The organism is Streptomyces sp. NBC_01283, assembly GCF_041435335.1.
In the GTDB taxonomy this organism is placed as follows: domain Bacteria; phylum Actinomycetota; class Actinomycetes; order Streptomycetales; family Streptomycetaceae; genus Streptomyces.
The window spans coordinates 1,047,454-1,059,909 of the sequence record NZ_CP108430.1 but is presented as its reverse complement, the minus strand read 5'-3'; the positions used below and the strand labels follow the sequence as shown (position 1 = coordinate 1,059,909).

General features: G+C 71.6%; 10 protein-coding genes and 1 pseudogene. 7 read left to right on the top strand and 4 right to left on the bottom strand.

Features of this window, described 5'->3' with window-relative positions; translation table 11 throughout:
* Nucleotides 1-78: 78 nt before the first annotated feature.
* From OG302_RS04970 to OG302_RS04960, 3 genes and pseudogenes are all read left to right on the top strand, one after another.
* Nucleotides 79-321, top strand: a pseudogene (locus OG302_RS04970) (MFS transporter); the annotation flags it as partial.
* A gap of 225 nt (nt 322-546) precedes the next feature.
* Nucleotides 547-2,958 carry a phosphoketolase gene (locus tag OG302_RS04965; RefSeq protein WP_371525581.1) on the top strand — a complete coding sequence of 804 codons (2,412 nt, stop codon included), beginning with the start codon at nt 547-549 and terminating at the stop codon, nt 2,956-2,958.
* A gap of 91 nt (nt 2,959-3,049) precedes the next feature.
* Nucleotides 3,050-3,406: a hypothetical protein gene (locus OG302_RS04960; protein WP_371525580.1), complete on the top strand. Its 357-nt coding sequence runs from the start codon at nt 3,050-3,052 to the stop codon at nt 3,404-3,406.
* A gap of 10 nt (nt 3,407-3,416) precedes the next feature.
* Here the strand turns inward: OG302_RS04960 and OG302_RS04955 are convergent, their stop codons facing one another.
* Together OG302_RS04955 and OG302_RS04950 are read right to left on the bottom strand one after the other, a co-directional pair.
* The gene (locus OG302_RS04955; protein ID WP_371525579.1) at nt 3,417-3,779 is read right to left on the bottom strand and encodes a DoxX family protein; all 363 of its coding nucleotides are present in this window, start codon (nt 3,777-3,779) and stop codon (nt 3,417-3,419) included.
* 12 nt (nt 3,780-3,791) lie between these two features.
* Nucleotides 3,792-4,286 carry a cupin domain-containing protein gene (locus OG302_RS04950; protein ID WP_371525578.1) on the bottom strand — a complete coding sequence of 165 codons (495 nt, stop codon included), beginning with the start codon at nt 4,284-4,286 and terminating at the stop codon, nt 3,792-3,794.
* Between the two features lie 80 nt (nt 4,287-4,366).
* Here OG302_RS04950 and OG302_RS04945 point away from each other — a divergent pair, with 80 nt between their 5' ends.
* From OG302_RS04945 to OG302_RS04935, 3 genes are all read left to right on the top strand, one after another.
* On the top strand, nt 4,367-5,218 hold the full coding sequence (locus OG302_RS04945; RefSeq protein ID WP_371525577.1) for a LysR substrate-binding domain-containing protein: 852 nt from the start codon (nt 4,367-4,369) through the stop codon (nt 5,216-5,218).
* A gap of 104 nt (nt 5,219-5,322) precedes the next feature.
* On the top strand, nt 5,323-5,940 hold the full coding sequence (locus OG302_RS04940; RefSeq protein ID WP_371525576.1) for a TOPRIM nucleotidyl transferase/hydrolase domain-containing protein: 618 nt from the start codon (nt 5,323-5,325) through the stop codon (nt 5,938-5,940).
* Nucleotides 5,941-6,179: 239 nt separating this feature from the next.
* Nucleotides 6,180-9,020 carry an NACHT domain-containing NTPase gene (locus OG302_RS04935; protein ID WP_371525575.1) on the top strand — a complete coding sequence of 947 codons (2,841 nt, stop codon included), beginning with the start codon at nt 6,180-6,182 and terminating at the stop codon, nt 9,018-9,020.
* Between the two features lie 13 nt (nt 9,021-9,033).
* Here OG302_RS04935 and OG302_RS04930 read toward each other — a convergent pair whose 3' ends face one another.
* Nucleotides 9,034-9,276, bottom strand: coding sequence for a DUF6411 family protein (locus OG302_RS04930; RefSeq protein WP_371525574.1), 243 nt, complete (start codon nt 9,274-9,276; stop codon nt 9,034-9,036).
* A gap of 201 nt (nt 9,277-9,477) precedes the next feature.
* On the opposite strand from OG302_RS04930, the gene OG302_RS04925 reads away from it, so the two are divergent.
* Complete coding sequence (locus OG302_RS04925) at nt 9,478-10,701, top strand: phosphatidylserine/phosphatidylglycerophosphate/cardiolipin synthase family protein (protein ID WP_371525573.1); 1,224 nt, start codon at nt 9,478-9,480, stop codon at nt 10,699-10,701.
* Nucleotides 10,702-10,761: 60 nt separating this feature from the next.
* Here the strand turns inward: OG302_RS04925 and murJ are convergent, their stop codons facing one another.
* A complete protein-coding gene (murJ, locus tag OG302_RS04920) occupies nt 10,762-12,444 on the bottom strand; it encodes a murein biosynthesis integral membrane protein MurJ (protein WP_371525572.1) in 1,683 nt (560 codons plus the stop codon).
* Nucleotides 12,445-12,456: the final 12 nt, after the last annotated feature.

The following is a 12,456-nucleotide window of genomic DNA, read 5'->3' as shown; positions in this document are numbered from 1 at the left end:
ATCCGGCACTGGGGCATGAGCCGCAGTGACCGGGCGATTGCCCATACCCGGTGTTCGCCGTGCACGACAACCTGCTGCGTCCCCGGCGCGCGTCTCGCGTCCGGCATGGACCCGGGTCAGGCGCTGACCGTCCTGACGTTCGCGGGCACGGAGATCGTGGTGCTGCCCGTGGGCTTCGACGTGCCGGCCAGGCTGAATCGGCTCACCGACCCGGAGGCGGAGAGGGACCGTCTGGCGGACGCGTCCGCGACGAAGAAGCCACAGGGGCCGGAGGGGCCGGAGGGGCCGGTGACGCCGCTCGGTGACACCGTCCGCAGGTGACAGAGGACGGATTACGCGGGAGCGTACTGGGAACCCGGCGGCGCGGGGCATGCGTCCGGCGGGCTTCGGGAGGCGGGTGATCCGGCACGCCGTTACGTTGAGCGTGGCCGGTCACGCATCCGATGACGCGCCACGCCCTTCGTCCGGACCGCCGGGGGCGTACGCCGCCGTGCCGGTCCGCAGCCCCGACCTCAGGACCGGCCGTCATCCTCGGAAGGAGCACCCATGGGCGACCCCGCGGCGAACGCGGTCTCAGCCGCCGAACCGGCCTCCGATGCCGAACTGCAGGCGCTGGAACGGTATTGGAGGGCTGCGAACTACCTCTCGGTGGGCCAGATCTATCTGATGGACAACGCCCTGCTGCGGCGCCCTCTCACGGCAGAGGACATCAAGCCACGTCTCCTCGGCCACTTCGGCACCTCGCCCGGTCTCAACCTGGTGCACGTCCACCTCAACCGCGTCATCAAGGCGCGGAACCTGGACACCGTCTGCATCTGGGGCCCCGGGCACGGTGGGCCCGCCGTGCTTGCCAACTCCTGGCTGGACGGCACGTACACCGAGACGTACCCCGACATCACCCGCGACGAGGAGGGGATGACCCGGCTCTTCCGCCAGTTCTCGTTCCCCGGCGGAGTGCCGAGCCATGTCGCCCCCGAGACGCCCGGCTCCATCCACGAGGGCGGCGAGCTCGGCTACTCCCTCTCGCACGCCTACGGAGCCGCGTTCGACAAGCCGGACCTTCTGTCGGTATGCGTCATCGGCGACGGGGAGTCCGAGACCGGGCCGCTGGCCGCCTCCTGGCACTCCAACACCTTCCTGGACCCGGTGCACGACGGCGCGGTGCTGCCCGTCCTGCACCTGAACGGCTACAAGATCGCCAACCCGACCATCCCGGCCCGGCTGCCCGAGGACCAGCTCGACGACCTCATGCGCGGATACGGGTACGAGCCGGTGCACGTCACCGGCGACGACCCCATGACCGTCCACCGGGACTTCGCCGCCGCCCTCGACCGCTGCCTCGACGGCATCGCGGCGATCCAGCGCGAGGCCAGGGCCGGCGGCGAGACCGAGCGCGCCAAGGACGCCCCCGGACCGCGCTGGCCGATGATCGTGCTCCGTACCCCGAAGGGCTGGACCGGCCCCAAGACGGTGGACGGCAAGCCGGTGGAGGGCACCTGGCGCGCACACCAAGTGCCCCTGCCCAACGTCAGGGAGAGCGACGAGTACCGCCACCAGCTGGAGGAATGGCTGCGCTCCTACCGGCCCGAGGAACTGTTCGACGCCCAGGGGCGCCCGGCAGCCGGGCTCGTCGACATCGCCCCGCAGGGCACCCTGCGCCTCGGCGCCAACCCGCATGCCAACGGCGGGCTGCTCCTGCGCTCGCTCCCGCTGAAGCCGCTGGAAAAGTTCGCGGTCGACGTGGACAAGCCGGGCGCCACCATGAACGAGCCGACGCGGGTGCTCGGCGGTTACCTGCGCCAGGTGATGGCCGACACCGCCGAGCGGCGCGACTTCCGGCTCGTCGGCCCGGACGAGACCGCCTCCAACCGGCTCGACGAGGTCTACGGGGCGTCCGGAAAAGCCTGGCAGGAAGAGATCCACGACGTGGACGAACACCTCACCCGGCACGGTCGGGTGATGGAGATCCTCTCGGAGCACACCTGCCAGGGCTGGCTCGAGGGCTACCTGCTGACGGGCCGTCATGGCCTGTTCTCCTGCTACGAGGCGTTCGTCCACATCGTCGACTCGATGGTCAACCAGCACATCAAGTGGCTGCGCACCACCCGCGAGTTGTCCTGGCGGGCGCCCATCGCCTCGCTGAACTACCTGCTGACGTCCCATGTGTGGCGCCAGGACCACAACGGCTTCTCACATCAGGACCCCGGCTTCATCGGCCACGTGCTCAACAAGAGTCCCGAGGCGGTCCGGGTCTACCTGCCCCCGGACACCAACACGCTGCTGTCCACCGCCGAGCACTGCCTCGCCTCACGTGACTACGTGAATGTGATCGTGGCCGGCAAGCAGCCCGGCTTCGACTGGCTGAGCCTGGACGAGGCGCGCGCCCACTGCGCGCGGGGTGCCGGGGTGTGGACCTGGGCCGGCACGGAGGCCCCCGACCAGGAGCCGGACGTCGTACTGGCCTGCGCCGGGGACGTGCCCACCCTGGAGGTGCTCGCGGCCGCGAGCCTGCTGCGCACCCACCTGCCGGACCTCGCGGTGCGCGTGGTCAACGTGGTGGACATCGCGCGGCTGCTGCCGGAGGGCGAGCACCCGCACGGCATGCCGGACGCGGAGTTCGACGCGCTGTTCACCCGCGACAAGCCGGTGATCTTCGGATTCCACGGCTACCCCTGGCTGGTGCACCGCCTCGCTTACCGGCGCGCGGTCCACCCGAACCTGCATGTCCGCGGCTACAAGGAGCGCGGCACGACGACCACGCCCTTCGACATGGTGGTCGCCAACGACCTGGACCGCTTCCGCCTGGTGATGGACGTCATCGACCGGGTGCCGGGCCTCGGCGTCCGCGCTGCCGAGGCACGCCAGTGGATGCAGGACGCGAGGCTGCGCCACCACGACTACGTACGGGCGAACGGCGTGGACCTGCCGGAAGTGCGGGACTGGTCCTGGCAGGACTGATCCCCCCGCCGCCTCTTGATCCATACTCTTCCCTGGTTGCTCAGGGGAGGGGTTGGTCATGCGGCGCGACAGGGCGAGGGGCGCATCAGGCGTGGGAAGGGTGGTGCGAGCGGTGACGGCGGCTGCTGCCGTCGTCACCGCCGGCTTGCTGGCCGGCTGTTCCTCGGACGACTCCGACTCCGCGCGGGACGAGGAGTTTCGGCACACCTACTGTTCCGCGCTGGGGAGTTGGCAGAAGGAGAAGAGCGAGACGCCGGGCAGCGACGGCTTCGGCGGATATACGGTCGTCGCTGCCGCGAAACGGCTGAACCGGGAGGGACTTGACCGCGAAGGCAGCCACATCCTCGATGACACCGCGATGGCGGTCGGCGGCGACACCGCCGCCGAGGGGCGTGCCGTCTCCTACTGCGACGAATCGGGCTACGAGACCCTGATGAAAGCGGGCTAGTTCTCGGATCTCAGAGCCATGCCGTGGCCAGCCAGACGGTCGCGGACGCGGTGAGCAGGAGCGTGATGTTGAGGGCGATGTCGCGGTCGCCGCGGCGCAGGTGCACCCTGGTCGCGCCGATCTGCAGGACCACGAAGCCGATGGCCGCGGCCAGGGCCGGCCAGGGCGCGATGCCGGTCAGCGGCGGCAGGATCAGCCCGATCGCGCCGAGCACTTCGGTCACCCCGATGACCCGCACGAACGGCATCGGCGTGCTGTCCACCCAGGCCATCATCGGTTGGAGCTGCTCGCGGCTCCGCACCACCTTCACCCCGCCCCCGTAGAGGTAGAACAGGGCGAGCAGGCCGGCGACGATCCAATAGGCGATGTTCATGATGTCCGGCCCTCAGGCGAAGTCGGTGGCGGGTTCGGTGGCGTAGCGGCTCATCACTTGGATGTTCGCTTGTGGGGTCAGCGGCTGGCCGCCCGCGATCATGGCCTGCAGATCCCGGAAGTACTGCACGTACAGGTCAGGCGTGAAAGTGCTGACCATGACGGCCGGTTGATCGGTCGTGTTGGCGAACGTGTGCGGCGCGCCGGGCGGAACCATCACGAGCGACCCCGCGGTCGCGTCGTAATGCTGCTCGCTGACCGTGAAGCGCACCGTGCCGGAGACCACGTAGAAACCCTCGTCGTGCTGGGCGTGACGGTGCTGCGGCGGTCCCGGCGTGTGGGGCGCGAGGACCGATTCGACGAGCCCGATGCGGTGCCCGGTGTTGCTGCCGTCCTCCAGGACGCGCAGCCGTGTGGTGCCCAGAACGATCGTCTCGCCCTCGTCCGGGCCGACCACTGATACGGAGGCGACAGGCGCCGGCTCACTGGTTCTCGCTTCGTCGGTCATGCCTCGATTCCACTGCCACGGCACCGCGACCGTCCAAGACCCGTTCCACACCACCGATACCCTACGGGTATCGTCGCAGCATGGAGCTACGCACCCTGCGCTATTTCGTGGCGGTCGCCGAGGAACTCCACTTCGGCCGGGCCGCCGTCCGGCTGCACATGAGCCAGCCGCCCCTGAGCCGCGCGATCAAGCGGCTGGAGTCCGAGGCGGGCGCCGCGCTGTTCGAGCGATCGCCCTCCGGAGTCACCCTCACCGCCGTGGGGGCGGTGCTGCTCGAAGAGGCGCGCGCCCTGCTCGACCAGGCCGACGTCCTGCGCGTACGCGTGGCCGCCGCGGCCGGCGCCGCGACCATCACCGTCGGCATCCTGGGGGACAGCACCGACCCGGGCGTGACCCGTCTTGCCGGGGCCTACCGCCGACGGCACCCGGAGGTCGACGTGCGCATCCGCGAGGCCGATCTGACCGACCCGACCTGCGGGCTGCACGCCGGTCTCGTCGATGTCGCCCTGACCCGGGGGCCGTTCGACGAGACGGGCCTGACCGTGCACGAACTGCGCGCCGACCCGGTGGGCGCGCTGCTGCGGGCCGACGATCCGGCGGCCCGCGGTGACAGGCTGAAGCTGGCCGACCTGACCGGCCGCCGATGGTTCGTCTTCCCGGCGGGCACCGACCCCCGGTGGCAGTCGTACTGGAACGGCGGAGAACCGCGCGAAGGCCCGGTGGTGCGCGCCGTCGCGGAATGCAGACAGGCCGTTCTCTGGAACGGAACCGTCGGCATGACGCTCCTGGACCACGAGCCGGGGGACGGGCTCACCGTGGTGCCGATGATCGACATGCCGCCGAGCCGCGCGGTGGTGGCATGGAACGCGGGCGACACGAATCCGCTGATCCGCTCCTTCGTCCGCATCGCGATCGCCGCCTACCGGGACTGAGTACACCGGGACGCGGCGAACTGAGGCCGAGCACCTGGGGCATGGCGAGCGGCGCCGTCGAATATCGCGTGCCGTCGTGTCGGTGAACGTGCAGACTCGCCCCCATGGCGGACATGCGGGCGTTCCGGGACGCGGTGACCGACTGGGCGGCCGGCGGGCCCGGCGGGCCGGCGATCGAGCTGGCCCAGCAGGTGGGGGTGCGGACGGCGGTGCTCCTCGAAGGGCCGAGCGACCTCGAAGCCGTCGAGGCGCTGGCCGCGCGGCGCGGCCGGGACCTGGCCGCCGAGGGGGTGTGCGTCGTGTCGATGGGTGGGGCGATGAGCATCGGCCGCTACACCGAGCTGCTCGGGCCGCCCGGCCTCGACCTGCGTCTTGCGGGCCTGTGCGACGTGGGCGAGCGGCGCTTCTACGACCGCGGTCTGGAGCGGGCGGGCGCGCCGGGCCGGGACTTCTTCGTGTGCGTGTCGGACCTTGAGGACGAACTCATCCGCGCGCTCGGCACGGCGAGGGTCGAGGAGACGGTCAGGGCCGAAGGCGATGAACGGGCCTGGCAGACCTTCCTGCACCAGCCCGCACAGCACGACCGGCCCCGGCACCAGCAGTTGAGGCGCTTCCTCGGCACGAAGAAGGGCCGCAAGATCCGCTACGGCCGCCTCCTCGTCGAGGCCCTCGACCCCGCACTGACACCGGCACCGCTCGACGACCTCCTCACGAGCCTGTGAGCCCCCACGCGGCCTGCTGAGCAGGCACCCGGACGCCTCTGCGCACATCCTGCACACCCGGCGCCCCCCGTTCCGCCCTGCCGGTCGTGCCTCTGCTGGGACAATGTGCGGCACCAGCCAGGGCGCGGCGGACGGGGGCGCGACTCATGAGGTACTGGCGGCGCGGGATATGGGTGGGGGCAGCGCTGGGGACCGGCGCGCTGGCTGCGGTGACGCTACGGGACCGGAGCCTTGAGGGCGTGGGCCCGCTCCTTTCGGTCCTTGGGTTCCTGGTGTCGTTGGCGGGGCTCCTGCACACGACGGTGCGGCCCGCCGTCGTCCTGTCGCCCGCCGAACAGTTGGACCGGGCCGCCGATGCCCTCGCGGACGCGGTGCGCGCCCAGTGGCAGGCCGAGTGGCGGCTGCGCAGGCTCCAGGACCCGGAGCCGCTCGCCGTGCGCTGGTCGTCCGCGCAGCCCTGGCTCTCCGATCTCGACGAGGCCGTCGGCTGGCCCGCCCGGGACGCCGAACGCCCCGACCTGTCCGGCCGCCTCTCCGAGATCACCCAGGTCTTCGGCTATGTGCCCTCGCGGCGCCTTGCCGTGCTCGGACAACCCGGAAGCGGCAAGACGGTGCTCGCGGTGCGGTTCACCCTCGACCTCCTGGAACGCCGGAACGCGGGCGACCCGGTGCCGTTCCTGTTCCAGGCGGCGAGCTGGCAGCCCGATCAGCAGGATCTGCGGCAGTGGCTGGCGGACCGTATCGTCGCCGGACACCCCGCCCTGGCAATCGACGGGCCGTCAGGAGACATGCTGGCCAAGGAACTTGTCGTCTCCGGGCGTGTCCTGCCGGTCGTGGACGGGCTCGACGAACTGGGCGGACCGTCGCGTACGCGCGCGATCTGGCGACTCAACACCGAACTCGACGCCGGTGACCCGCTCTTACTCACCTGCCGCAGCGGCGTGTACTCCGACGTCGTGGAGGCCGGAGACGTCCTCACGTCGGCCGCCGTGGTCGAACTCCAGCCGCTGGGCTTCGAAGAGGCCGCCGGGTACCTGACCCGCACCGCCCGCCCCGTGCGCGGGCCCGGCGGCGCGCGTGCCACGACCTGGGACCCGGTGCTCGAACACGTCAGACGCCACCCCGACGAGGCGGTGGCCCGCTGCCTGCGCCAGGTTCTGGAACTGCCCCTGATGGTGGCGATGGCGCGCGCCGTGTACGGCGACACGAGCGCCGACCCCGCCGAACTGCTGCACCGCCGCGAACTCGCCGAACCGGGCGCCATGGAGAAGCACCTGCTGGACGCGTTCGTCCCCGCGTCGTTCCGCACGTCGGCCCACTGGGACGGCGCCGACGCGATGCGCCGACTCCGCTTCCTGGCCCGGCACCTGGAGCGCCGCGGCACCCGCGACCTGGCCTGGTGGGAGCTGCACCTGGCGCTGCCGGGTCCGCTGCGCCTGCTCGGCCCCCTGCTGCTGCTCGGTGCGGTCGGGGAGATCATCTGCCTCGCCGCGTGGCTGGCGGTACGAGACGCCGCGGCACCGGTGGTGGCGGCCGCGATCCTCACCGGCCTGTGCGCGGGGTACGCGGCGCTCGCGCGCGAAGGCGCGGGCCTGCGGCGCACCCTGCTGCTGTCACTCGCCTGCCTGATCCCGCTCGCGGCGACCATCGGAGCGGCACGCCCGCTCTCCCGGGACCCCTACTTCGACGTCCCGTTCGCCGGTATGCAGGAGCTTCTCGGCTGGCTGACCGTCGGCGCGCTGTACGGCGTGGCGGTGGCGGCGGGGCTCGGCGTCATCGGCGTCACGGCTGCTCCCGCGCCGGCGACGATGCCGTTCCCCGTCCTGCGCACCTGGCGCCACCGGCGATGGCTGTGGAAGACGGTGGCAGCGCTCTTCGTGGCGCTCCCCGCCGTACTCCTCACCGATCTGCTCGTGTACCCGGCCTCGCGGACGACCCTGCTGACCGTCGCGGCCGTCGCCGCCGCGTTGGGCGCCTTCGCCGTACGCGGGGAGGGGGCAACGGCCGTCGCGACCGGCAACCCGCTCCGTCGGCGGTACGGACCGGGCCAGGCGGGCAGACTCGGCTGGGCCGTCCTCCGCGGGCTCGGCGTGGGGCTGGCGGCGGGGGCCGTGCTCGGCCTGGTCTTCGCGCTCGTGGTGGGCGGTACGGCGGCGGGGAGGGCCGCGATGCGCGACGACTTCCCGTTCGGGGCGACGGTCCACCGCTCGGCCGACGCGGGCCGCTACGTGGTGGCGGACGACGGCACGCGCTTCGGGGTACGTCCGGACGGCAGGACGTACATCCGCCGGGCGCGCCCTCTGAGAGGGGCCGTCGTCCCGGACTGCTACGGGCAGGGCCCGGTCTTCGTCCCCCGGAGCACGCGCCCGGAGGACGATCCGTGCGGAGGTGGCGAGGGCCACGGCCAGGACGGCGGGAAGCGGGCGAGCGTCACGACCGTCACGGACGTGACCGCGGGCACCCTCGAAACGGGTGCCGTGCGCGTTCGACTGCCGGACGGCCGTGTCGTGGAGGCCGACGGCCTGGCGCACGACCTGGACGACACGCAGTGGCAGTGGCTCACCCGGCAGAGCCCCGGCCAACTCATGGGCTCCGCCTTGTCGTTCGGTCTCGCGGGCGGTCTCGGCCTCGGATTCGTGGCCGGGTTCGCGGCGGGGCTGCACCGCTGGCTCGGTGCGCCCGTCGACACGTCCCGTACGCCGAGCCCGCTGGCCAGCCTCCGCACGGACCGGGACACGGGGCTGGTCCGCGGATTCCTGATCACGCTGGTGGCCTGGCTCTGCGCTCTGTTCGTCGCCGTGCTGCCCCTGGGCGCGGCGGTCGCGACCGTCGTGGTCATCCCGACGGGCCTCGTCACCGTCGCCCTGTCCGCATGGGGGCGTCTTCTCACGGCCCGCCTGTGGTTCTGCTCGACCGGCCGGCTGCCCTGGCGGCTGATGGCCTTCCTCGCGGAGGCGCATGAGCGGGGCGTGCTGCGACAGGCGGGGGCCGTCTACCAGTTCCGGCACGCGCGGCTACAGGAACGGCTGGCTTCCACGGACATCGACGCGGGCGGTGGTGGGGACGGCGACGGTCGTTGAGGGGTGCTCCGGGTCAGAAGGGCATGCGGCCACGGGTGCGCCGACCGGCGGCACCGCTGCGGCCCACGGCCTTGGAGCTGCTGCGGAACGGCTTGCTGAAGAGCCGGCCCAAGATGCCCGGGGCCTTGCCGCCGGCGCGTGAACCGGCTCCCAGGGTGCGCTGGGTGCCGCGCTCGGGGTGCCGGGAAAGGCGGGGCAGGAAGAAGGCGAGGACGGCCAGAACGATACAGACAGCGACTATGCCGACAATGATCACGAGAGGCTCCCTGTGTCGAGGCGTGTCGAGGTGTTCCTGCCGGGTGCCCCGCCGTGCGAGGTGTATGCGCTGGCCCCGACCGCCACCATCACCCCGGCAACCCCGGCGCCCCGCCCGGTAAGGTCGGCTCGCCGCTCAGCCCGTGCCGGACCGGGCGCCGCGGCCTGATGCATCCTCCTCACGTACCGGCCAGGTGACACCATGACCAGTACGCAGGAACCGCCCGAGCTGACTCCGCGGACGCCCGACGGGGCGGGCACACCCTCCGCCGAGGACCGCGTCACGCGGATAAGACGGCGCCTCGAACGGCTGATAGGCATCGCGGCGACCGAGGGAAACGCCCTCACACCGCTGCGCAACGGCGACGAGATCTTCGCGGCCATGCTCGCCGGGATCCGCCGTGCCGAGCACACCGTGGACATGATGACGTTCGTGTACTGGAAGGGCGACATCGCCCTCCGGTTCGCCGAGGCACTCGCGGAGCGGGCCCGCGCCGGGGTGCGCGTGCGGCTGCTCCTCGACGGGTTCGGCAGCCGGCTGATAGAGACCGAGCAGCTCGACGCGATGGACCGGGCGGGGGTGCAGGTGGCGTGGTTCCGCAAGCCGCAGTACCTCTCACCGCTCAAGCAGAACCACCGCTGCCATCGCAAGGTTCTGGTCGTCGACGAGGAGACCGCGTTCACGGGCGGGGTGGGGATCGCGCAGGAGTGGTGCGGCAACGCGCGCGACGAGAACGAGTGGCGCGACACCCATGTCGAGGTCCGCGGACCCGCGGTGGACGGCATGGCCGCCGCGTTCGCGCAGAACTGGGCGGAGTGCCACGACGAACTCTTCGACGACCGGGACCGGTTCATCGAGCAGCGCCCGCAGGGTGACGCCATCGTGCAGGTGGTGCGCGGCTCGGCCAGCCTCGGCTGGCAGGACATGCAGACCCTGATACGGGTGATGCTGGAGTCGGCCGAGGACCGCTTCCGGCTGTCCACCGCGTACTTCTCGCCGGATGCGTACTTCATCGAGCTGCTGTGCGACACCGCGCGGCGTGGGGTCGAGGTGGAGATCCTGCTGCCGGGACCGCACACCGACAAACGAGTCAGCCACCTTGCGGGCCAGCACTATTACGAGGACCTCACCGCGTGCGGGGTGAAGATCTTCCAGTATCAGCCGACGATGATGCACGCCAAGATCATCACCGTCGACGGGGTCGCCGCGCTGATCGGCTCGACCAACTTCAACCGCCGCTCCCTCGACCACGACGAGGAAGTCATGCTCGCCGTCCTGGACCCGGAGTTCACTGCGACCCTCGACGAGCACTTCGACGACGACGTGGCGGTCAGCGACCTGATCCGGCCGGGCCGCTGGAAGAGACGCTCTGTCGTCCAGCGCGCCCGGGAGCTGTCCGTCCGGCCGATCCGCCGCTTCCTGTGAAGAGTCCGGCTGACGAGCCCGCCTGACGAGCCCGCCTGACGAGCCCGGCGCGGGCCGGACTCAGCGCATTCCGGGCAGCCGCCGCAGCTCGCCGACCTTCATCAGCCGGGCAAGGACGAGGTATCCCAGGACCGTCGTGAACACCCCGGCGCAGAGCGCGGCGGCGGTCGGCCACGTCCCGCTGCCCAGCCCCGCGCACGCGCGCGTCGCGGCCCAGCCGAGTCCCGCCGCGGGGCCCGCGGAGCAGAGCAGCTTCCCGTAGGTGCGGCGCAGGGTGCCGTCGTCGATGCGGGCTCCGAGTCTCCTGCGCAGCAGGTACGCGGTGAGCGCGAGGCCGGCCAGATAGGACAGGGAGTAGGCCCCGGCCATGCCGACGACCGCCCAGCGGGCCGGCAGCAGCAGATGACAGGCCGTGGCCAGGGCGATGTTCACCACCGCGATCCAGGACGCCATGAAGAAGGGCGTCCGGGTGTCCTCCAACGCGTAGAAACCGCGCAGCAGGAGGTACTGGGCGGAGAACGGGATGAGGCCGAGTCCGAAGGCCTGCAGCATGTAGCCCAGCGGCCGGGCCGACGCGGCGTCCGCTGCCCCGTGGGCGAACAGCAGCGAGGCGATCTGCGGCCCCAGGGCGAGGAGGAGGAAGGCGGCGGGCACGATGACCACGCCGCTGATCCGCAGGGCCCGGGACAGGTCCGCGCCCAGGTCCTGGACCCGTCCCTCCGCCGCGGCGCGGCTCATGCGTGGCAGCAGGGCCGTCACCAGGGACACGGTGACGATCGACTGCGGCAGCAGCCAGATGGTCTGCGCGTAGGTGTAGGCGGAGTAGCCGACGCCGTCGTGCGGCAGCTCCTGGTCGGCGGCGTTGGCGTAGTTCGTGACCACCGTCAGGGCGGCCTGGTTGGCCAGGACGAACAGCAGCGTCCACTTCGCCGCGTGAACGCTGCGGCCCAGGCCGGTGCCGCGCCAGTCGAAGCGCGGCCTGAACCGGAAACCCGCCGCCCGCGCGAACGGGACGAGCGCCAGGGCCTGTACGGCGATGCCTGCCGTCGTGCCGAGGCCGAGCAGCCGCACCTGGGTGGTGGTGATGTCCTCGACCCGATCGGGGACGGTCATCAGGGTCAGATAGGCGGCGAACATGCCGACCAGCACGACGTTGTTCAGGACCGGCGTCCACATCATCGCGCCGAACTTCTCGCGGGCGTTGAGGACTTGTCCGTAGATGCTGAACAGGCCGTAGAAGAAGATCTGCGGAAGCAGGAACCTGGCGAACGTCACCGTCAGTTCGAACGACGCGTGCGTGGCGGGGGTGTCGCGCATGTACAGGCCCACGATCTGTGGGGCCGCCCACACCGCCAGCGCCGTCCCGACGCCGAGCACACACACCACGAGCGTGACCAGACGCTGCTCGTAGGCGCGCCCGCCGTCGGGCTGCGTCGCCCTGGCGCGCACCAGTTGCGGCACCAGGACGGCGTTGAGCGCGCCACCGATCAACAGCGTGTACAGGCTCGTCGGCACGGTGTTGGCCGTGTTGTAGGTGCTGGCCAGCAGGCCCGTTCCCAGCGCGGCGGCCTGCAGCACCTGCCGGATGAGACCCGTCGCCCGCGACACCACCGTGCCGACGGCCATCAGCAACGACGAACGGACGAGCCCGCCCTGCTTCTTCTTCCGTCGGGCGGCATGCCGCGCGCCCGTTCGCTGCTCCTGCGGCCTGGTCCGCGCCGCGGGGCTCGCCCCCTCCACCATGTGGTCAACCTA

What these genes read in the sequence shown, in the direction of transcription:
- OG302_RS04940 (WP_371525576.1), top strand. Translation starts at nt 5,323, where the DNA reads ATGGCGGACATGCGGGCGTTCCGGGACGCGGTGACCGACTGGGCGGCC.
- OG302_RS04925 (WP_371525573.1), top strand. Translation starts at nt 9,478, where the DNA reads ATGACCAGTACGCAGGAACCGCCCGAGCTGACTCCGCGGACGCCCGAC.
- OG302_RS04945 (WP_371525577.1), top strand. Translation starts at nt 4,367, where the DNA reads ATGGAGCTACGCACCCTGCGCTATTTCGTGGCGGTCGCCGAGGAACTC.
- OG302_RS04950 (WP_371525578.1), bottom strand. Translation starts at nt 4,286, where the DNA reads ATGACCGACGAAGCGAGAACCAGTGAGCCGGCGCCTGTCGCCTCCGTA.
- murJ (WP_371525572.1), bottom strand. Translation starts at nt 12,444, where the DNA reads ATGGTGGAGGGGGCGAGCCCCGCGGCGCGGACCAGGCCGCAGGAGCAG.
- OG302_RS04965 (WP_371525581.1), top strand. Translation starts at nt 547, where the DNA reads ATGGGCGACCCCGCGGCGAACGCGGTCTCAGCCGCCGAACCGGCCTCC.
- OG302_RS04955 (WP_371525579.1), bottom strand. Translation starts at nt 3,779, where the DNA reads ATGAACATCGCCTATTGGATCGTCGCCGGCCTGCTCGCCCTGTTCTAC.